This is a genomic window from Streptomyces sp. NPDC054796, from assembly GCF_053611545.1.
Genome location: NZ_JBSHAO010000014.1, coordinates 26,385 through 45,735, shown reverse-complemented (window position 1 = coordinate 45,735; position 19,351 = coordinate 26,385). Strand labels below are relative to the sequence as shown.

Annotated in this window: 16 protein-coding genes and 1 riboswitch; of the genes, 6 read left to right on the top strand and 10 right to left on the bottom strand. The window is 72.8% G+C overall.

What is annotated here, in order from left to right; genetic code table 11:
- Nucleotides 1–144 precede the first annotated feature (144 nt).
- From ACWGJ2_RS14350 to thiO, 6 genes are all read right to left on the bottom strand, one after another.
- Entirely contained in the window at nucleotides 145–1,083 is a 939-nt protein-coding gene (locus tag ACWGJ2_RS14350) for a deoxyribonuclease IV (protein WP_453346374.1), read from the bottom strand.
- 5 nt (nucleotides 1,084–1,088) lie between these two features.
- The gene (locus ACWGJ2_RS14345) at nucleotides 1,089–1,805 is read right to left on the bottom strand and encodes a transglycosylase SLT domain-containing protein (protein ID WP_453346373.1); all 717 of its coding nucleotides are present in this window, start codon (nucleotides 1,803–1,805) and stop codon (nucleotides 1,089–1,091) included.
- A gap of 403 nt (nucleotides 1,806–2,208) precedes the next feature.
- The gene (locus ACWGJ2_RS14340; protein ID WP_453346372.1) at nucleotides 2,209–4,434 is read right to left on the bottom strand and encodes a PASTA domain-containing protein; all 2,226 of its coding nucleotides are present in this window, start codon (nucleotides 4,432–4,434) and stop codon (nucleotides 2,209–2,211) included.
- Nucleotides 4,435–4,587: 153 nt separating this feature from the next.
- Nucleotides 4,588–5,385, bottom strand: coding sequence for a thiazole synthase (locus ACWGJ2_RS14335; protein ID WP_453346371.1), 798 nt, complete (start codon nucleotides 5,383–5,385; stop codon nucleotides 4,588–4,590).
- A gap of 6 nt (nucleotides 5,386–5,391) precedes the next feature.
- Complete coding sequence (thiS, locus tag ACWGJ2_RS14330) at nucleotides 5,392–5,646, bottom strand: sulfur carrier protein ThiS (RefSeq protein ID WP_453346370.1); 255 nt, start codon at nucleotides 5,644–5,646, stop codon at nucleotides 5,392–5,394.
- Entirely contained in the window at nucleotides 5,643–6,827 is a 1,185-nt protein-coding gene (gene thiO / locus ACWGJ2_RS14325) for a glycine oxidase ThiO (protein WP_453346488.1), read from the bottom strand. Before thiO ends, thiS begins: the two co-directional genes overlap by 4 nt.
- 42 nt (nucleotides 6,828–6,869) lie before the next feature.
- Nucleotides 6,870–6,981: riboswitch (TPP riboswitch) on the bottom strand.
- A 207-nt stretch (nucleotides 6,982–7,188) separates the two neighbouring features.
- On the opposite strand from thiO, the gene ACWGJ2_RS14320 reads away from it, so the two are divergent.
- The 5 genes from ACWGJ2_RS14320 (at nucleotide 7,189) to ACWGJ2_RS14300 (ending at nucleotide 11,817) form a co-directional block, all read left to right on the top strand.
- Nucleotides 7,189–8,379 carry an NAD(P)/FAD-dependent oxidoreductase gene (locus tag ACWGJ2_RS14320; RefSeq protein WP_453346487.1) on the top strand — a complete coding sequence of 397 codons (1,191 nt, stop codon included), beginning with the start codon at nucleotides 7,189–7,191 and terminating at the stop codon, nucleotides 8,377–8,379.
- Between the two features lie 102 nt (nucleotides 8,380–8,481).
- Nucleotides 8,482–8,847, top strand: a complete 366-nt coding sequence (locus tag ACWGJ2_RS14315) for an Rv2175c family DNA-binding protein (protein ID WP_453346369.1) — start codon at nucleotides 8,482–8,484, stop codon at nucleotides 8,845–8,847.
- A gap of 140 nt (nucleotides 8,848–8,987) precedes the next feature.
- Nucleotides 8,988–9,650 (top strand): thiamine phosphate synthase, encoded by a 663-nt coding sequence (thiE, locus tag ACWGJ2_RS14310; RefSeq protein ID WP_453346368.1) that lies wholly within the window; start codon nucleotides 8,988–8,990, stop codon nucleotides 9,648–9,650.
- A 168-nt stretch (nucleotides 9,651–9,818) separates the two neighbouring features.
- The gene (gene metF, locus ACWGJ2_RS14305; protein ID WP_453346367.1) at nucleotides 9,819–10,742 is read left to right on the top strand and encodes a methylenetetrahydrofolate reductase [NAD(P)H]; all 924 of its coding nucleotides are present in this window, start codon (nucleotides 9,819–9,821) and stop codon (nucleotides 10,740–10,742) included.
- 43 nt (nucleotides 10,743–10,785) lie between these two features.
- A complete protein-coding gene (locus ACWGJ2_RS14300; protein ID WP_453346366.1) occupies nucleotides 10,786–11,817 on the top strand; it encodes a hypothetical protein in 1,032 nt (343 codons plus the stop codon).
- A gap of 609 nt (nucleotides 11,818–12,426) precedes the next feature.
- Here ACWGJ2_RS14300 and ACWGJ2_RS14295 read toward each other — a convergent pair.
- The 4 genes from ACWGJ2_RS14295 to ACWGJ2_RS14280 all read right to left on the bottom strand — a co-directional run bounded on the left by ACWGJ2_RS14295 (nucleotide 12,427) and on the right by ACWGJ2_RS14280 (nucleotide 17,925).
- Nucleotides 12,427–13,902 (bottom strand): phytoene desaturase family protein, encoded by a 1,476-nt coding sequence (locus ACWGJ2_RS14295; protein ID WP_453346365.1) that lies wholly within the window; start codon nucleotides 13,900–13,902, stop codon nucleotides 12,427–12,429.
- 490 nt (nucleotides 13,903–14,392) lie between these two features.
- The gene (locus tag ACWGJ2_RS14290) at nucleotides 14,393–15,034 is read right to left on the bottom strand and encodes a TetR/AcrR family transcriptional regulator (RefSeq protein ID WP_453346364.1); all 642 of its coding nucleotides are present in this window, start codon (nucleotides 15,032–15,034) and stop codon (nucleotides 14,393–14,395) included.
- Between the two features lie 16 nt (nucleotides 15,035–15,050).
- Entirely contained in the window at nucleotides 15,051–17,138 is a 2,088-nt protein-coding gene (locus ACWGJ2_RS14285; RefSeq protein WP_453346363.1) for a YhgE/Pip family protein, read from the bottom strand.
- Nucleotides 17,110–17,925: an ATP-binding cassette domain-containing protein gene (locus tag ACWGJ2_RS14280; protein ID WP_453346486.1), complete on the bottom strand. Its 816-nt coding sequence runs from the start codon at nucleotides 17,923–17,925 to the stop codon at nucleotides 17,110–17,112. The genes ACWGJ2_RS14285 and ACWGJ2_RS14280 overlap by 29 nt, the downstream gene beginning before the upstream one ends.
- A gap of 745 nt (nucleotides 17,926–18,670) precedes the next feature.
- Here ACWGJ2_RS14280 and ACWGJ2_RS14275 point away from each other — a divergent pair.
- The gene (locus tag ACWGJ2_RS14275; protein WP_453346362.1) at nucleotides 18,671–19,195 is read left to right on the top strand and encodes an SAV_6107 family HEPN domain-containing protein; all 525 of its coding nucleotides are present in this window, start codon (nucleotides 18,671–18,673) and stop codon (nucleotides 19,193–19,195) included.
- Nucleotides 19,196–19,351 lie beyond the last annotated feature (156 nt).

Genomic DNA, 19,351 nt, shown 5'->3' with positions numbered 1-19,351 from the left:
ATCACGCGGCGCCAGCCGCGTCGTACCGGTCCATACGCCGCGCCGAAGCCACCGGCCAGGCAGCCGAACACGGCGCCAAGCCACACGACGCCGCCCCGCCGGACAGGGGTACAAAAATTGGCGCGGGACCCTACGGCGACCCCGTCATGGGGCGACCGTCCCGCGCGACACCCCCGATGAAGGGGCAACCCCCCGTTTCCTTCCGCTCCCCGCGAAGGGGGCCCGCAATCCCTTGAGGCGGGCGATGTCCGCCGCGTGGCCCTCCTTGCCGCCCGGCGTCTCGATCACCAGGGGTACCCCCTCCGTCACGGGGTGCGCCAGCAGCTCGGCGAAGGGCTCGACGCCGATGTGGCCCGAGCCGATGTTCTCGTGGCGGTCCTTGTGCGCGCCCGCGATGTCCTTGGAGTCGTTCGCGTGGATCAGCCGGAGCCGTCCGGGCCCCGTCACCTCCACCAGCTCGTCCAGCGTGCGCTTCACCCCACCGGGCGCCGCCAGATCGTGCCCGGCGGCGAAGACGTGGCAGGTGTCGAGGCAGACCCCCAGCCTGGGGTGCCGGTCGAGAACGTCGAAGTACGGGCCGAGGTCCTGGACTTGGGAGCAGAGCGACGCGCCTTGCCCCGCCGTCGGCTCCAGCAGCAGCCAGGGGTCGTCCTCGTGCGTCAGCTCGTCCAGCAGCGGCAGCATCAGCTCCCGCGCCTGCGCGAGCGCGACCCCGCGCTCCCTCCCGCCCGTCGCGGAACCCGTGTGGACGACGACACCGAGCGCGCCGATCTCACGGCCGCGCCGCAGCGAATGGCGCATCGAGTGGACGGACTTGTCGGCCGTGGCCTCGTTGTCCGAGCCGAAATTGATGAGATAGGGCGCGTGGATATACGCGGGGATGTTTTTCTCCGCGCACGCGGCGCGGAATTCCTCGTCCTGTCGGGGCGACCCGGGCGGGGTCGCCCAGCCGCGTGGATTGGCGACAAAAACCTGCACGGTCTCCGCCGCGATTTCCGCTGCATAAGAAATGCCGGTGGCGGCCAGGCCCCCTGCTACGGGGACATGGCCGCCAACCGGATTGCGCTGTCTGTTCGTCGTCACACGACTCAGTATGCCGAGTTCACGTTGTCCATCGAACCGTACCTGTCGGCCGCGTAGTTGCAGGCGGCCACGATGTTCGCGACGGGGTCGGTCAGGCTGTCCTTCGTGCCGTCGACGTGGTACGCGTCGAAGGTGGGCTGGATCACCTGGAGGAGGCCCTTGGAGGGCACGCCGTTCTTGGCGTTGATGTCCCAGTCGTTGACGACGTTGGGGTCGCCGCCGGACTCGCGGATGATGTTCCGCTTGATGCCCTCGTAGGAGCCGGGGATGTTGTGCTTCTTCATGATGTCCCGGGCCTCGCGGATCCATCCGTCGAGGTTGTTCGGGTAGCTCTTGACCGCGGCACGCTGCGAGGAGCGGTTCGCGGCGGCCTTGGCCTCGCGCTCCTTCTTGGCGTCGGCGGCGGCCTTCTTCTGGGCCTCGTCCTGCTTGGCCTCGGCCGCGCGCTTCTGTGCCGCGGCCTCCGCCTTGGCGCGCTGCTCGGCGACGTCCATCTGGTCGCCGATGCCCTCGCGCTGGGTGGGGACGGTGGAGGACTGGGCGCTGAAGGAGACGGGCTCGGCGCTGATCGACTTGTTGGCGGTCGACTGGCTGGCGTCGCCCGCGTCCGCCGAGCCGGGGACGACGGTCAGGGCGAGCGCCGCGGCGCCTGCCGCGGTGATACCCGCGGCGGAGTAACGCTGGATCTTGGTCATACGGGTGTAGCCGGGAATGGTGGGCATTGCGAGCGAACCTTTCCTTTGCTTGCGTCGCAGAGGCCGGAAGGGGCGGTATAACGCCGAGTTCCGATTCCCGGCGCCGTGCGACGTCAGCATTTGTAAAGGCTGGAAATACGGGAATCAAGAATGTGACGTACTATCCCGGTTCGTGGAGAAGGGGTGGCCCGCTCGTGCCTGCGGTGCCCGGATTTGGCGCCCATTGACCATTACGGGGCCACTAATCCCCTTCGTAAGTGATCTGCGTCCCGTGGGCGGCGTCACAAATTGTGGGGGGTTTAAACGCGGTGCGTTTCACCGTGTGCGCGGTCCGTGACGGCGCGGACGCACGCGCTGTGACGGCATGAAAAGGACCGCCGAAGCCCTCTGATGAGGGGTTCGGCGGTCCTGGCGGGCTTGATGGAAGGGCTCAGCGGATCCAGAGGGTGACCTCGGAGCCGCGAGGGGCCTCCTCGCCGCCGCCCGGCGACTGGTTGAAGACGGTGTCGCCGATGAAGAGCCTGCGCACGTCCACGGTGAAGCCCGCTGCCTCCAGCTTCTCGCGGGCCTCGTCCTGCGCGAGGTCCTCGACGTCCGGCACCTCGACCATGTCCTGGCCCTTGGACACCGTCAGCGTCACGGTGTCGCCCTTGGCCCCCGTGGCGCCGTCGGCGGGGGACTGGCGGGCCACAGTGCCCTCGTCCTCCTCGGAGAAGACCCGCTTCTCGGCCACGCGGACCTTGAACCCGGCCTCCCGGAGTTCCTGCTGCGCCGAGCCCTCGTCCTCGCCGACGACGTCCGGTACCTCAAGGGGAGCGCCCTTGGAGACGGTGAGCGCGACAGCGGCTCCTGGCCGCTTCTTGGTGCCCGCGCCGGGGTCGGTGCTGATGACGGAGCCCTGCGCGGTCTCCTCGTCGAAGGCCCGCTTCACGTCGCCCGCCTTGAGCCCGGCTTCCCGCAGCTCGCGCTTGGCGTCGGAGAGCGGGGTGCCCGAGAGGTCCGGCACCTTCACGATCTGCGGGCCGCGCGAGATGGTCAGGGTGACCGTGCCCGTGTTGCGGATGCGGGAGCCGGGCGCCGGGTCGGAGTCGATGACGTGGCCGCGCTCGATGCGCTCGCTGTAGTCGCGGGTGACCTTGACGTCCAGGCCCGCGCTCTCCAGCGTCTTGGTGGCCTCGGTCTCCGTCTTGTCCAGCACGGCGGGGGTCTGCGTGAACTGGCCCGTCGTGACGTACCAGACCCCCGTGCCGATCAGGGCCAGCAGCACGACGGCCAGGGTGACGACCACCCAGCGCTGCGAGCCGCTTCCGCGCCGGCGCCGGTGGCCGCCGGGGGAGTCCGGGCCGCCGGGCCCCTCCGGCGCGGTCTGGGGCTCCGCGAGCGCGGGCGAGGCCAGCCGGGTGGTGCGGTCCAGGACGCCGCCGTCCGCCGGGGCCGCGGGCCTGTCCATGGTGACCGTGGGCGAGGGGGTGGGGGCGACGCGGGGGAGGACGCTCGTGCGGTCCTCTGAGCCCGCGCCGTCGGCGCCGGCGGGACCGCTGCCGTACCCGGCGCTGTCCCCGTACCCCGTCGCGTGGCCGTCCCCGGCCGGGTGGCCGGACGCGTGCCCGGCGTCGTCCGGGCCGCCCTCGCCGTGCGCGAGGGCCCGCGCGGGCGCGTCCTCCGGGTCCGGCTCCGGTGCGGGCGTGCCGTGGTGCGGCGCGTCCGGCGTCCCGTCGCCCCGCTGTACGGGCGCGGACGCGGCGCCGACGGCCATCGGGGGCATCGCGTCCAGCTCGGCGTCCGTGAGCCCGGCGCGGGCCGTGCGCGTCTCGGAGAGCAGCGCCACCGCGTCGTCGGGGCGGTCCCGGGGGTCACGGGCGCACGCGCGCGCCACCAGCGCGTCCATGCCGGGCGCCAGCCCCGGCACCACCGCCGACGGGGCGGGTATCCCCTCGTGCAGATGCAGATAGAGCACCTGGGCCGGGGTGCTGCCGGAGTGCGGCTTGGCGCCCGTCAGCATCTCGTAGAGCATCACGCCGCACGCGTAGAGGTCCGTGCGGGTGTCGGCCTGGCCCTCCTCGATCTGCTCGGGGGCGAGATACGAGACCGTGCCGAGGATGGAGTCCGTGGTGGCCGAGGTCTGGCTGTCCACCGTCCGCACGAGGCCGAAATCGGCGACCTTGACCCGGCCGTCGTCCCCGATGAGGACGTTCTCCGGCTTCATGTCCCGGTGCACGAGCCCCGCGCGGTGCGCCGCGCCGAGCGCCGCGAGCATCGGCTCCATGACGTCCAGGGCCGCACGGGGCTGGAGTGCGCCGCGGTCGCGCAGGACGTCGCGGAGGGTGCAGCCCGAGACGTACTCCATCGCGAGATAGACGTAGCTGCTGTCCGTGCCCTGGTCGAAGACCCCCACCACGTTGGGGTGGGCGAGGCGGGCCACGGACTTGGCCTCGCGGATGAAGCGGTCCACGAAGGTGCTGTCGACGGCGAGGGAGGGATGCATGACCTTCAGGGCCAGCTCGCGGTCGAGGCGGGTGTCGAGGGCGCGGTAGACCGTGGCCATGCCGCCGACGGCGATACGCGAATCGATGCGGTACCGGCCGTCTAGCACCTGCCCCACGAGGGGGTCTCCCCGGCCCTGGCCAGGGGAAGGATCCTGAAGGGTCGTATCCATATCGCGACGAGTCTACGAGCCGGTACCGACAGGGGAATCCGGGGAGCGGGAAGAGCGCGGGGACTGAAGCCGAACGGTGACACGCCCGTCACCGGAAGGATGGCCCCCAGAGCCGGCCCCCAGAACCAGCCCCCGGAGTCGGCCCCCTGGGCGTCACCGGAACGCGGGCCGCTCCGGGTCGAACTCCGCGACGCCCTCCGTCGGCGACGACGCCTCGGCGAAGTGGCGGCGCGGGATGCGCCCAGCGCGGTACGCCAGCCGCCCGGCCTCCACCGCGTGCCGCATCGCCTCGGCCATCAGCACCGGCTCCTGCGCGCGGGTCACGGCCGAGGCCAGCATCACCGCCGCGCACCCCAGCTCCATGGCCAGCGCGACGTCCGAGGCGGTGCCCGCTCCCGCGTCGAGGACGACGGGGACGGAGGCACGCTCGGTGATCAACTGGAAGTTGTGCGGGTTGCGGATGCCGAGCCCGGAGCCGATGGGGGAGCCCAGCGGCATGACGGCCGCGCACCCCACGTCCTCCAGCTTCCTGGCCAGCACGGGGTCGTCGTTCGTGTACGGGAGGACGGTGAAGCCGTCGTCGACCAGCGTCTCGGCCGCGTCCAGCAGCTCGACGGGGTCGGGGAGCAGGGTGCGCTCGTCCGCGATGACCTCCAGCTTGACCCAGTCGGTCCCCAGGGCCTCGCGCGCGAGCCGCGCGGTGAGGACGGCCTCGCCCGCCGTGTAGCAGCCCGCCGTGTTCGGCAGGACGCGGATGCCGTGCTCCTTCAGCACGGACAGGACCGAGCCCTGCACCGTCGGGTCGAGGCGGCGCATCGCGACCGTCGTCAGCTCCGTGCCGGACGCGAGGAGCGAGCGCTCCATGACGTCGAGGCTCGGCGCTCCGCCCGTGCCCATGATCAGACGGGAGGTGAAGGTGGTGTCACCGATGGTGAGTGCGTCGTCGGCCATGTCGGGTCAGCCTCCCTGGACTGCGGTGAGTACCTCTACGCGGTCGCCCTCGGCCAGTGCCCGCGTGCCCCACTGGCCGCGCGGCACGACGGCCTCGTTGACGGCCGCCGCCACCCCGGAGGGCGCCGTGGTGAGCGTCGCGACGAGCGCTTCGAGGGTGAGCCCCTCCGCGACCTCGCGGGGCTCGCCGTTCACGGACACGGTGAGGGCACGCGGAGGACGGGGGGAACGCGGGGGGTGAGGGGTGTGGGGAGTCGTCATGCTGGCTGCTCCTGTAGCCGTCGCGTGAAACGCCGCGGGGTGAAGGGTCGCGCCTGCTCGGGAAGTTCACCGGTCGCCAGCAGCTCGCCCATGGCGTCGCCGGTGACGGGGGTGAGCAGCACGCCGTTGCGGTAGTGGCCCGTGGCCAGGTGGAGGCCCGCCAGCCGGGTGGGCCCCAGCAGCGGGGCGTTGTCGGGCGAGCCGGGGCGCAGCCCGGCGCAGGTCTCGGTCAGCGGCAGCTCGGTGAGCCCGGGGACCAGCTCGTGCGCGTCCCGCAGCAGCTCGTAGACGCCGCCGGCGGTGACCGTCGTGTCCCAGCCCATCTCCTCGCTGGTGGCGCCGATCACCAGCTCGCCGTTGGTGCGCGGCACGAGATACACGTGCCCGCCGCGCACGACGGCCCGGACGGTCCTGGAGAGGAACGGCGCGTAGGCGGACGGCACTCGCAGCCGCAGCACCTGGCCCTTGACGGGGCGCACCGGGGGCAGCACGCCGGGCGGCAGGCCCTCCCCGTCGAGGCCGTGTGCGCCCGTGGCCAGCACCGTCTGCCCCGCCGACAGCTCGCGGCCGTCGTCCAGGACGACGCCCGTGACCCGCTCCTCCGAGGCCGTCACCCGGGCCGCCAGCCGCGCCACCCGCTCCCGCGCGAAGCGGACCCCGGCCCGCTCGCAGGCGACCAGCAGCGCGGTGGCCAGGCGGCGCGGATCGGCCTGGTGGTCGCCGTCCACGCGCAGCCCGCCCCGTACGGAAGGGGCCAGCATCGGTTCGAGACGGCGGCACTCGCGGCCCGTCAGCCACTCCGGGTCCAGGCCGCAGCGCCGTTGCAGCGCGTGCAGTTCGCGCAGGTGCGCGCGGTCGTCGGCGTCCAGCGCGACGGCGAGGGTGCCGCAGGCGCGGTAGCCGATCTCCTGCCCGCTCGCCTCCTCCAGCTCGGCGGCGAACGACGGATAGCGCGCTGCCGAGGCGAGGTTGAGGGAGAGCAGGGTCTCCTCGCCGTAGTGCAGCTCCGTGACGGCCGCGAGCATCCCGGCCGCCACCCGCGCCGCGCCCCCGCCGGGGGCCGGATCGACGACGGTGGTGCTCATCCCGCGCTGCGCCGCGCGCCAGGCGGTGACGAGGCCGATGATCCCGCCGCCGACGACGAGCACGTCGGAAGTGGCCCCCGAAGTGGCCCCCTCCATGCCGTTCGTGGAGGCCGCCGAGGAGGCCGCCGTGGTGGTGCGCATGAGAATGCCGCTCCTCCCTTCGCCGGTATGACCCGGATCAGGTTCGTACGGTCGGAGGCCGCCAGCCTCCCTCTCAGCCCGGTGCGTCCGGGCTCCCGCGTATGCCTTCGCGTATGCCGTGGCGTCGTACGCCGTTGTCGCGCTGTACGCCGTTGTCGCGTTCGCGATCCAGCCTACTGCGGCCCCCTCGGCGCGGGTAAGGGCGGGTGAGGGGCGTCCGGGCACCTCGCCGCGACCCCCGGCGTCCCGGGCGTCCTAGAGTGACCTGGTGAGCGAGAGTCAGGAACGGCAGCGGGTCGTCATCGTGGGCGCGGGCATGGCGGGCGTGCAGACCGCCGTCCAGTTGCGCGAGGAGGGCTGGCCCGGCGCGGTCAGGATCATCGGTGCCGAGCCGCACCAGCCCTACGACCGCCCCCCGCTCTCCAAGGCCGTACTCCTCGGCAAGGCCGAAGGGTCCGCGTTCGACGTGGACTTCGAGGCGCTCGGCGTCGATCTTGAACTGGGCAGGACCGTCACCGGGCTGCGCCCGCACGAGAGGCTGCTGGACACCGAGGCGGGGCCCGTCGCGTACGACAGGCTGGTCATCGCGACCGGCGCTGAGCCCGTCGCGCTGCCAGGGAGCGAGGGCGTGCCCGGCGTGCATCTGCTGCGCACCCTGGACGACGCGGCACGGCTGCGGCCCGTGCTCGCCGCCAAGGGCGACATCGTGGTCGTCGGCGCCGGCTGGATCGGCGCCGAGTTCGCGACGGCCGCGCGCGAGGCGGGCTGCGCGGTCACGGTCGTCGAGGCGGCGCCCCGTCCGCTGCCAGGGGCGCTGCCCGCCGAGCTGACGGAGCCCATGCGCGCCTGGTACGAGGCCGCGGGCGCCGCCCTGCGCACGGGCGTGGCCGTCGCCTCGGTCGAGCGGGGGGCGGTCGTGCTGGCCGACGGGACGCGGCTGCGCGCGGACGCCGTCGTCGTCGGCATCGGCGCCCGCCCGGCCACGGGCTGGCTCGCGGGCTCGGGGCTCGTCCTCGACGAGGACGGCGCGATCCGCGCCGACGAGCGGCTGCGCACCTCGGCCGAGGGCGTCTACGCGGTCGGGGACTGCGCCTCCTTCCCCTCCGCGCGCTACGGCGAACGGCTGCTGGTGCACCACTGGGACAACGCGCTCCAGGGCCCCATGGCCGTCGCAGCCAACATCGTGGCCGAGGGCCTCGCGGACGGCGGGGAGGCGGAGGGGGCCGTCTACGACCCGGTTCCCTACTTCTGGTCGGAGCAGTTCGGGCGCTTCGTGCAGTACGTCGGCCATCACGCGTCCGGCGATCTGCTGGTGCCGCGCGGCGATCCGACGGGCGTCTCCTGGTCCGCGTGCTGGCTCCGGGGCGACGGGGCGCTGACCGCGCTGCTGGCCGTGGGGCGCCCGCGCGACATGGCGCAGGGCAGGAAGCTGATCCAGCAGGGGGCGTCGCTGGACCCGGAGCGGGTGGCGGACGCGTCGGTGGCGCTGAAACAGGCGGTGCGCTGAGTTACCCGGTGGGCCTCGTGAGGACGTGCCGGAGTGCTTCGTACCGCTTTCCCGGGTGGGGAGCGGTAGTGACTGTCAGCGGGGGATGGCAGGCTGGAGAGCGTGACCGAGATTGACGCAAAGACCGATGCTCTCGTCCCCGCCTGGCTCACCCTCCCCGATGTCGCAGAAAAGCTCGGCGTCGAAGTGACCCGCGTCCGGCAGCTCGTCAAGGAAGGCCAGCTCATCGCGGTGCGCAGGGGAGAGAACCGGGTCCTCCAGGTCCCCGCCGATTTCATCGGCGAGGGCAAGGTCGTGAAGGGCCTCGTGGGCACCATCACGCTCCTCAAGGACGACGGTTTCAGCGACGAGGAGATGCTGGAGTGGCTGTTCACCGAGGATGAGAGCCTGCCGGGCACCCCGGCCCAGGCCCTGCGCGAGAACCGTGGGACGGAAGTGAAGCGCCGCGCTCAGGCCCTCGCCGTCTGAGCCGACGGACAGCCGAGCGCCACCGCACCACCACACCGCACCGCATCACCACACCACATCCACCGGGCGTACGGCCCGGGGCTCCCTCGTGCGGGGGCGCCCCGGTCCGTACGCCCCCGCATGGGGGGAACGCCCGCACCATGAGCGTCACCGCACGTCAGCGGCTCGCTGACGCACGCCTGTATCTGTGCACGGACGCGCGCAAGGAGCAGGGGGACCTCCCGGAGTTCCTGGACGCGGCCCTGTCGGGCGGCGTGGACATCGTGCAGTTGCGCGACAAGGGCATGGAGGCCGCCGAGGAACTGGACCACCTCGCCGTCTTCGCCGACGCCTGCCGCCGCCACGGCAAGCTCCTGGCCGTCAACGACCGCGCGGACGTCGCGCACGCGGCCGGGGCGGACGTGCTGCACCTCGGCCAGGGCGACCTCCCCGTTCCCGCGGCCCGCGCGCTGCTCGGCGAAGGCCCGCTCATCGGCCGCTCCACGCACGCCGAGGCCGAGGTGGACGCGGCCGTCGCCGAGCCCGGCGTGGACTATTTCTGCACAGGACCCTGCTGGCCGACCCCCACCAAGCCGGGGCGCCACGCGCCGGGCCTGCCCCTCGTGCGGTACGCCGCGAAGCTCGCCCCCGCGCGCCCCTGGTTCGCGATCGGCGGGATCGACGAGTCCCGTCTCGACGAGGTGCTCGACGCCGGAGCACGCCGGGTGGTCGTCGTCCGCGCGATCACGGACGCCGAGGACCCGGCCGCCGCCGCGTCGGCCCTGGCCGGACGGCTGCGCGAGCGGGCACGGGCCGACGGCTGAGGCGGTCGGGAGGCGCAGGGGAGGCGGTCGCGGGCTGGTCGCCGTGCCCTTCGGGCGCCCGCACCGGCCGTCCACTCCGTGGACACAGGGCCTCGAGAAGACGGGACGGACCGGACGTAACGCCCTGCTCACCACCCGCCCCATGGACAAGGCCGATAGCCTTCCCATATGGCCATTGGTATCTCAGCTACCAGGACAGACCGCCCGCCGACCGTCCGTGATCTGCTCGCTTCCGGAGAGAAGTCGTACTCCTTCGAGTTCTTCGCACCGAAGACCGCGAAGGGCGAGCGGACCCTGTGGAACGCGCTGCGGCGCATCGAAGCGGTCTCTCCGACCTTCGTGTCGGTGACCTACGGCGCGGGCGGCTCCTCGCGCGAGGGCACGGTGCGCAACACCGAGCGCATCGCCAACGAGACGACGCTCACCCCCGTCGCGCACCTCACCGCGGTCAACCACTCGCGGGCCGAGCTGCGCAACGTGATCGGGCAGTACGCCGACGCGGGCATCCGGAACGTCCTCGCGATCCGCGGCGATCCCCCCGGCGACCCGATGGGCGAGTGGGTGACGCACCCGCAGGGGCTCACCTACGCCTCGGAACTCGTAGAGCTGATCAAGGAGTCCGGCGACTTCTGCGTCGGCGTCGCGGCGTTCCCCGAGATGCACCCGCGCTCCTCCGACTGGAACACGGACATCCGCCACTTCGTCAACAAGTGCAAGGCGGGAGCCGACTACGCCGTCACGCAGATGTTCTTCCGCGCGGAGGACTATCTTCGGCTGCGCGACAGCGCGGTGGCGGCCGGTTGCGAAACTCCGATCATCCCGGAGATCATGCCGGTCACCAACGTGCAGCAGATCGAGCGGTTCGCACAGCTCAGCAATGCGACAATCCCGAAGGAGATGGCCGACAGGCTCCGGGCCGTCGAACACGACCCGGCGGCTGTACGCTCGGTCGGGATCGAATACGCCACGGAGCTGTGCGCGAGGCTGATGGCTGAGGATGTCCCCGGACTCCACTTCATTACGCTCAACCACTCCACGGCAACGCTGGAAATCCACGAGAATCTGGGACTCCACGAGCGGTCCCTGAGCTGAGAGAGCTGGCCAGCCGAGGCAGCGGCTCGAAGAGGGGGCGTACATGGGCTGGACAGTCCTCTACATCGCGTTCGGCATCGTCGCGTTGTGGCTGCTCGGCGAGGTGCTGTTGCAGTACAAGGCGCGGCTTCGCTGGCGTCTGCTGGCCTTCGGCGGCTTTCTGTGCGTGGTGGTGGGGGCGCTGATCCCCTCGGTCATCGTGATCGGGCTGGGCATCGCCGCCTTCGCCACCGGCCAGACCTTCGTGACCCTCTCCTACCGCCGTGGCTTCTCCACCGGCTGGGCCCTCGGCGGCACGCCCGGCTCCAGCAGGCGCCGCCGCGAGGGTCCCCCGGCCGAGGCGGAGCCGACGCTCCAGGTCTCGGGCCTGGAGGCGTACGACCCCGTCCCCGAAGCGCAGACCGGCAGCGACGCCACCGAGGACTACGCCTCCCAGGGCTACGGCACGAACGCCTACGGCGCCGACACGTACAGCCCCGACGCCTACGCCACGGACACGTACGGCACGGACACGTACGCCACCGACACGTACGGCTACGGCAACGACGCTCCCGGCTCCGTCTTCCAGCCCGCCGAACCGCCCGTCTACCAGCCGGCGCCGCTGCCCGACGACACGGGCGAGTACGGCACGTACGACACCTATGCCGCCTCCTTCGAGTCCGGGTCCCGCCAGGGGATATACCAGGACCAGGCGTACGGCTACGACGCACAGCAGCAGTACGCGTCCTACACGGACCCCTACACCGGCTACCCCTCGCACGACTCCTACGGCGGCGGCGTCAGCTTCGACCCCCAGGGCTACATCGGCGAACAGCAGCCCTACGCGCCCGACCCCGGCGGCTACGACGCCCAGTACGGCGATTACGCGCAGCAGCCCCAGCAGCCGTACTACTCGGAGACCCCGCCCGGCGGCGTCTGGGTCCCCCAGCAGCGCGACCCCGAGGCGCCCCTCCCGCCCGAGCAGCAGCCCTATGACCCCTACCAGCCCCAGCCGTACCCCAACGACTACGACGGCTACGGCAACGGCCAGCAGCCCAACGGCTACTACTACGACGACCAACGCGGCGGCTACTAGAGCCCTGACGGGTGCGTCTTGGGGTTCGTTCGCTTGGTGCGGTCCGGTGGCACGGGTTGTGCCCCCTCTCCCAGCTACCGCTGGGAGATGCCCCCTCGCCGAGCGGGACGCCTGCCCACAACAGGGGTGGCTGGGCCCGTACCGCCAGGTGCGGGCCCACAGCATGGGAACAAGCTCAGGGGGCACCGACCTGCTGTTGGCCACCGGGTGGGAGGGGACGTGGTGGGGTGTCCCCGCAAGTGGTGGCGACGAGTGCCGGGGGAAACCCGTAAACGAGACCCGCACTTGTCGCCGCCCGAGGAGACACCCCGGCGCGGCACCGACCCCCACCACACAGCAACCCCACACGGCCACCGGCAGAGGCCAAGAACCACGCGGCGCCAGCCGCACCGCACCGCAACCACACGCCGCGCCGAAGCCACCGACCCGCACCCGAAGAACGGCGCCAAGCCACACGACGCCGCCCCGCCACACAAGGGGCACAAAAATCAGCGCGGGACCCTACGGCGCTCACCACACCGGCCAACCGTCCCGCGCAACACCCCCGTGAAGGGGGAACCCCGAAACGTCAAACAGCTCAGCTCAGCGCAGCGCCCCACGTCCCACCCGCTATCGCGAACCCCGCCAGTTCTCGCCCTCCACGATCAGGCCCGCCACCAGCGCGCCCGACATGCCGGCGTGCGGCAGTCCGCCGCCGGGGTGCGACCAGCCGCCCACCCGGTAGAGGCCCGCGAGCGGCGTGGTGTTCGACGCGTGGAGCAGGGCGCCGCCCGCGCCGCACAGGGCGGGCGCGGGGACGAGGCCGCCCGGCGCGTGGGTCTCCGCTTCGTTGTCGCGGGGCGTACGCACCTCGCGCCACAGCACACGCGCCCCCAGCCCGAGCCCGGCCGCATCGGCCGCGCCCACCAGCCGGTCGGCCAGCGCACCCGCACGCTCCGCGTCGGGCACCTCCGCCGGGGCAACCGGCACGGACAGCACGGCGGCCTCGTGCTCCTCGTCGGGCCGCAGCGCCGGATCGTCGGGCCGCAGCACCGTCAGGGGCCGCGCGGGCTCGTCGGCGCGGTGCACGACGGTGCGGTGCGCGGTCCCCTCGGGGCGGGCCCCGCGCAGCGCGAGGAGGACGGTGAGCCGGGCCGTCCCGGACGCGGCGACCTGGGCGCCCTCGCCCCCCGGCACACCACCGGGCACGCCCTCAGGCAGCCGCCCGCCCGAGACCACCGCGTCGGCGTCCACCTCGCGGCCCCCTTCACCGCCGCCCCCGTCAGGGCCGAGCACCAGCCCCACAGCGCGCCCCCCTTCCTCCCGCACCCGTCGCACCTCGGCCCTGAAGCGGAACTCCACCCCGCGCGCCACGCAGCGCGCGTACAGCGCGTCGGCGAGCGCGCGCATCCCGCCGCGTACGTACCAGGTGCCGAAGGTGTGCTCCACGTACGGCAGCACGGTCGCGCTCGCCGGGCTCGTCGCGGGGTCCAGGCCGTAGGCGCGCACGTGGCTCTCCAGCAGGGCGACCAGCCGGGGGTCGCGCAGCTCGTCGGCCGCCGCCTCCGCGAGCGTGGGCCGCCTGCGCCGCAGCAGGCCCTTGCCGCGCAGCGCCGGGTAGGCGTCCTTGGCGAGGGCCGCACGCGCGGGGGTGCCCTCGCCCGCCAGCGGCTCCTCCAGGAGCGGGCGCCGGGTCGCCTCCCACACCTCGCGGGCGCGGCCCAGGAGGTCGGCCCAGCGCTCCCCGGCGCCCTGGCCCAGCGCCGCGTCCAGCGCGTCGACGGTTCCGGCGCGGGAGGCGTTCGGCAGGGAGACGGCGGTGCCGTCGGCGAACACGTGCCGGACGGCGGGATCGACCTGCACGAGGTCGACGCACGCCTCCAGCGGCTCCTTGCCCGTCTTGACGAACAGGTCGCGGTAGACGGCGGGCAGATGCAGCAGCCCAGGACCTGTGTCGAAGGCGAAGCCGTCCCTCACGAGGCGTCGCAGCGCGCCCCCGTACGTGTCCGTCCGCTCGTACACCGTCACCCGGTGCCCCGCGACGGCCAGCCGCGCCGCCGCCGCCATCGCGCCCATGCCCGCGCCGATCACCGCAATACGTGCCATGAGCAGGGACTCTAGCGACCGGCGAGTACGTGGGCCCCACCGCCCAGCCGGAAGCCGTCGCTCCGTGGGCACGGGGGCGCACTCCTAGGTACGACTACCTAGATCGCGGGTTGAGTAGTACAGCGGATGGGCCCCGACCTGGACGAACGGCAGAGTAATCCCCAAGGAAAAGGCGCCGCGGCGCACCGCCGACACGGGGCGGCGGAACGGCGCGGTGGCCTCTTCCGAAGGGATAGGGACCGGGGCGTCCGGGGGGCGCCTACGGGGGAATCGGGGGAACGACGGGGGACCAACGGGGGAAAACGGGGGTTCCACGGGGGAAATACGGGAGCGGCCGTACGCGGCACCGGCGACCATGGCCACGGCACTTCGGCCGAGGCCACCGGGACTGCGTACGGCCGCTCCTGCGTGCGACGAAGAAGGCCGTGCCCGAGGGCACGGCCTTCTCCATGTGCGCGATGTGCGCGCTGCAACCCCTCCCCGGGGGCGCTTACGCGGAGGGCCGGTGACGGCCGCCCACGCGCCCCTGGAGCAGCAGCGACAGCGCGCCGTGCACATCGTCCAGCGACCGCTCGGGCTGGAACGCCTTCCAGTCCAGCGCCGCCACCAGCACCATCCCCACCAGCGCCGCAGCCGTCAGCGGGATGTCGATCTCGTCGCTCAGCTCACCCTCGGCGACGCCCTCCCGCAGCACCGTCTCGACGACCGCCACGGCCTCCTGGCGCACCACCATCAAGGTGGAGTTCCAGGCCCTGTTGGTGCGCCACAGCTCGGCTACGTAGAGCTGGGTGAAGGCGGGATAGCGGTCGATGAAGACCAGTCCGGCCCGGATCATCGCGTCCAGCGCGTCGACCCGGCTGCCGCCCACCTCCGTGGCCGTGTCGGCGGCCTGCCGCAGATCGGCCGTGAGCAGCTCCACACCGTGCCGCAGCAGCTCCTCGAAGAGCACGGTCTTGCTGGCGAAGTTGTAGTAGACCGTGCCCTTCGCCACACCCGCCCGCTCCGCGATCTCCTCGACGGTGGTCGAAGAGAAGCCCTGTTCCGCGATCAGGGTGACGGCGGCCTGGAAGAGCTTCTGGCGGGTGGCGTCCCTGCTGCTGCGGCGGGCGCGCGGCCCGGTCCCGGTCTTCATGGTCCCCATTCTCCGCTCACAGCGAGATCTCCGGGTGCAGCCGGTCCAGGGACCACACCTGCTTGCGGCGCGCGGTGACGGCCGTCAGCGCCAGGGCGCCCACCGTGAAGGCCGCCAGCACCGCGCACGCCCGCCACACCGGCCACAGCTCGCCGCCCGTGATGAGGTGCCGCAGCCCCTCGACCACGTAGCTCATGGGCAGGAACGGGTGCAGGGCGTTGAAGAATCCGGGGCTGGTCTGGATCGGGTACGTGCCTCCTGCCGAGGTGAGCTGGAGCATCAGCATCGCCAGGACGAGGATGCGCCCGGCCGGGCCGAAGCGGGCGTTGAGGAACTGGACGATCGACGTGAAGCACGCCGTCACCAGCAGCAGGAAGCCCACCGTGCCCAGGCCCCGCGCCATTTCGAGCCCGAGCGCCCAGTGCAGCACGCCCATCAGCGTGCCCACCTGGGCCACCCCGATGGCGGCGACGGGCAGCCACCCGGCCAGCGCGATCCGCCAGGCCGGTGCCCCGGCGGCCAGCGCGCGCTTGTTGAGCGGCTGGAGCAGCATGTACGCGACCATCGCGCCGACCCAGAGCGAGAGCGGGATGAAGTACGGGGCGAAGCCCGTCCCGTAGTTCGGTGCCGCGTGCGCCTTGCCGGAGGCGAGGTCCACAGGGTCGGCCATCACGCCCGTGCGGTCCTCGCGCTCCTTCTTGTCGTAGTCCGGGATCTTCCCGGCTCCGTCGTGCAGCCCGCCCGCGAGCTTGCTGGAGCCGTCGGCGAGCTTGAACATGCCGCCGTTGAGCGTGCCCGCGCCCTTGTCGAGCTTGCCGAGCCCGGTGTCCAGCTCGGCGGCGCCGCTCTTTGCGCTGGTCAGCCCCGTGTGCAACTGCCCCGCGCCCTTGGAGACCTGGTGCGCGCCCTTGTTGAGCCTGTTGATCTGCTTGACGGCCGAGTCCAGGTCGTCGCCCAGGTGGGGGGCGCGCTCGGCGAGGTCGTTCGCCTTCGTCCGCAGGTCGTCGAGCCCGTCGCCCAGCTCCTCCAGATTCTTCTGGTTCTTGACGATGCCGTTGACGTCCTTGGCGACCCCGGCCGCCGTCTCCGACGCGTCGACCGCCTTCTTCAGCTCCGGGCAGGACGCGGCCGGATCGATCTTGACCGCGCCCTCGCAGCGCGCTTCGTAGATCGTGGAGAGGGTGTCGGCGGCCCGCCGTGAGTCGGTCTGGGCCTCCTGGGCCGCACCGGGCAGCTTGTCGAGGTTGTCCTTGAGGGTCTTGCTCGTACGGGCGACGTCGCGGGCGGCGGTGCCGATCTCGTCACCGTGGTCCTTGAGGAACGGGCGGACCTTGCCCGCAGCGCCGTTGACCTTGTCGGCCAGCCGCTGCGTACCGTCGGCGACCTGCCCCGAGCCCTTCTTCAGCTTCCCCGAGCCCTCGTGCAGCTTCGCGGTGCCGCTCTTCAGCTCGCCGCTGCCGTTCTTGGCGTCGCCGAGCCCGTCCTTCAGTTCGCCCGCGCCCTTCTTCGCCTTGCCGATGCCGTCGCCGAGGTCGTCGGCGCCCTTGGCGGCCTTCGCCGTCTGGCCGTGCAGGGTGGAGAAGGAGACGAAGATCTTGTCGTAGAAGCCGCGCGACGCCTTGGTGGACGCGGCGGACCTGACCTCGGAGAAGACGGTGCGCGAGATCTGCCCGACGATGTAGTTGTTCGCGTCGTTCGCGCGGACCTTGAGTGCGCCGGTCTCCGGGTTGTCGCCCGAACTGGACGCGACCCGCTTGCTGAAGTCCGAGGGCACGGTCAGGGACAGGTAGTAGCGCCCGTCCTCGACGCCTTTGCGCGCGTCGGCCGCGTCGGTCTCCCGCCAGTCGAAGGTGTCGCTGTCGTGGAGGCCCTCGACGATGGAGTCGCCCGCGGCGACCTTCTCGCCGTCGGCCTGCGCCCCCTTGTCCTCGTTGACCAGGGCCACGGGGATCTTGTCGAGACGGTCGTACGGGTCCCAGAAGGACCACAGGTACAGCGCCCCGTAGAGCAGCGGAAGCAGCAGCATCGCGGCCATCGCGGCGCGCGGCAGCCTGCCCCTTCCGAACCGCTTCAGCTCAAGCGCGGCTAGCCTCGGCGAGCGCATCGGCGGCCTCTCCCTTCTGCTTCGTGTTCGTCTTCGCCCGGCGGTCCGCGCCGTCGTCGCTATCGCTGTCGTGGTCTTCGCAGGTGGCCGCTTCGTCGTCGCGTGCCGCGTCCGTACGGACGACCACCGCGCCCTCGGGCGCCTGGCTGCACACGGCCAGCACGGTCGTCCCGGACTCCGCGATCGCGCGCAGCGTCGCCCACACCTGGCCGCGCTCCTCCTCGGAGAGCTTCAGATCGGTGTCGTCGACGGCGAGCAGCCGGGGCTCCCCGAGGAGCGCGAGCGCGAGGGAGAGCCGCAGCGCGTCCAGCCGCTCCAGGCTTCTGACGTGGGTACGCGGGCCCTTGGGCAGCGCGTCCAGATCGAGCCCGGCCGCCGTCACGGCCGCCTCAAGGCGGGCGCGGCTGGCCGCGGCGCGCTCGCGGCGCGGGCGGAACAGGGCCCGCAGCGAGCCGCCGAAGCGCCGTTGGAGCAGCACGCGCTCGCGCAGGTGCTCGGTGACGGTCAGCGCCGGGTCGAGGTCGGTCACCCCGGGCACGGGGCCGAGCGCGCTGATCCCGCGCACCGCGGCCAGTTGCTTCGGCAGCCGGTACCTGCCGACCCGCGCGTGCCCGCGCCCGGCCTTCATCCGCCCGGTGAGGGCCAGCAGCAGGCATGTACGGCCCGATCCGGAGGGGCCCTCGACGGCGATCAGCGCGTTGGGCTCCGCGTCGAAGGTGATCCCCTGGAACACGGGGCCACGCGGCCCGTCCAGCCCGAAGCCCTCGGCCGAGACGGCCGCGCCGATACGGGGAGCCGTCGACGTGGGGCTCGGGTCCGGGTCCGGGGTGCCCGCGCCCGGGTCCGGGGCCGTGTGCGTGGCCCCCTTGCGCCGTGCGGCGGCGGCTCTGAGGCCGCGGGGTGCCCTGGTGCGCCGCGTGCGGGGCGCGGCGCCGCCGCGTGCGACCGCACCCTTGTCGCTGCCGTTGCCGTTGCCGTTGCCGTTGCCGTTGCCGTTGCCGTTGCCGTTGCCGCTGCCGCTGCCGCTGCCGCTGCTGGGCTGGTGCGTGCCCGCGCCGCTGCCGGTGTCGGGCTGGTCCGCGCCTTCGCCGCTGGCCGTGCTGGGCTGGTGCGTGCCTGCGCCGCTGCCAGTGTCGGGCTGGTGCGTGCCCGTGCCGCCGCCCGTGCCGGGCTGCTCGACGTCCGGGCCTGCGCCTGCGCCCGCGCCCGTGGCCGTGGCCGCCTCCGCTTCCCTCGGCGTCCCGCTGCCGGGCCCGGCCTCGGGCCCCGGCTGCTCCTGGGCCTCGGCCGCCGATCCGGCGGCTTCCGTACCGGCGTCGTCGCGCGCGTCGCCCATGACCCCTCCCACTCATCGCTCCCATTTTTGAACTGACCGGTCAGTCCAAAGTATGCCGCATGCGTCGCCACCTCGGCACACGCCCCCTCCGTGAGGTGTTTGTGCAGGTCAGCGGGATTGTCAGTGGCATGCGCCACGATGTGCACATACGGCCGATTCATCGGAACCGTCACACGACGACAGGAGGTTGGTTCTCATGAACGGGCCCCCGAACGATGTCCACCCCGTCCTCCGCCGTGCCGCGGCCCCGCCCGCTGCCCTCGATCTGCTGGCGCAGGCCCAGCACGGTCTGGACGAGGCCATGGCGATGGAGACGCCCAACGAGCGGTATGCCACGGCCCACCTCGCCGCGCTCCGCACGGCGGCCGCGGTGCTCGCCGTGCGCGGCAGGCCGGAGGCCACGGCACGGCGCAGGCAGCGCATCCGCAGCGCCTGGGAGGTCCTGCCCGAGGCCGCGCCCGAACTCTCCGAGTGGAGCGCCCTCTTCGCCTCCGGCGCCCCGCGCAGGGCGCGCGCCGAGGCGGGTATCCAGGGCGCGGCGAGCTGGCGGGACGCGGACGATCTCGTCCGTGACGCGGAGGTCTTCCTGCGCCTCGTCGAGCGGATGCTCGTCTCGCAGCCCGCGCTGCCGCAGCCCCGCATAGCCCCGGTCGACGAGAGCCTGGCTCCACGGGCCCACGCGCGTGACCCGGCGCTGTGGTCAGGGCCCCGGGCAGGGTGAGGCCCCGGTGCGGCGCTGGCGCGGTGCGGGGAGCCGGGTGGGGTTCCCGTGATGCGCGGGACGCGGTGCCGGGCGGCCCGGGGAAGGGGCGCGCGGCGCGGTGGGCCCGGCCTGGATCGCCGGGGAGCCCGAGGCAATAGGGTGGGCCCAGCCAGC

Excerpts from the sequence above, each read along its gene's own strand:
- ACWGJ2_RS14345 (WP_453346373.1), bottom strand. The coding sequence starts at position 1,805 with ATGCCCACCATTCCCGGCTACACCCGTATGACCAAGATCCAGCGTTAC.
- ACWGJ2_RS14340 (WP_453346372.1), bottom strand. The coding sequence starts at position 4,434 with ATGGATACGACCCTTCAGGATCCTTCCCCTGGCCAGGGCCGGGGAGAC.
- ACWGJ2_RS14335 (WP_453346371.1), bottom strand. The coding sequence starts at position 5,385 with ATGGCCGACGACGCACTCACCATCGGTGACACCACCTTCACCTCCCGT.
- thiS (WP_453346370.1), bottom strand. The coding sequence starts at position 5,646 with ATGACGACTCCCCACACCCCTCACCCCCCGCGTTCCCCCCGTCCTCCG.
- thiO (WP_453346488.1), bottom strand. The coding sequence starts at position 6,827 with ATGGAGGGGGCCACTTCGGGGGCCACTTCCGACGTGCTCGTCGTCGGC.
- ACWGJ2_RS14320 (WP_453346487.1), top strand. The coding sequence starts at position 7,189 with ATGGCGGGCGTGCAGACCGCCGTCCAGTTGCGCGAGGAGGGCTGGCCC.
- thiE (WP_453346368.1), top strand. The coding sequence starts at position 8,988 with ATGAGCGTCACCGCACGTCAGCGGCTCGCTGACGCACGCCTGTATCTG.
- metF (WP_453346367.1), top strand. The coding sequence starts at position 9,819 with ATGGCCATTGGTATCTCAGCTACCAGGACAGACCGCCCGCCGACCGTC.
- ACWGJ2_RS14300 (WP_453346366.1), top strand. The coding sequence starts at position 10,786 with ATGGGCTGGACAGTCCTCTACATCGCGTTCGGCATCGTCGCGTTGTGG.
- ACWGJ2_RS14295 (WP_453346365.1), bottom strand. The coding sequence starts at position 13,902 with ATGGCACGTATTGCGGTGATCGGCGCGGGCATGGGCGCGATGGCGGCG.
- ACWGJ2_RS14290 (WP_453346364.1), bottom strand. The coding sequence starts at position 15,034 with ATGAAGACCGGGACCGGGCCGCGCGCCCGCCGCAGCAGCAGGGACGCC.
- ACWGJ2_RS14285 (WP_453346363.1), bottom strand. The coding sequence starts at position 17,138 with ATGCGCTCGCCGAGGCTAGCCGCGCTTGAGCTGAAGCGGTTCGGAAGG.
- ACWGJ2_RS14275 (WP_453346362.1), top strand. The coding sequence starts at position 18,671 with ATGAACGGGCCCCCGAACGATGTCCACCCCGTCCTCCGCCGTGCCGCG.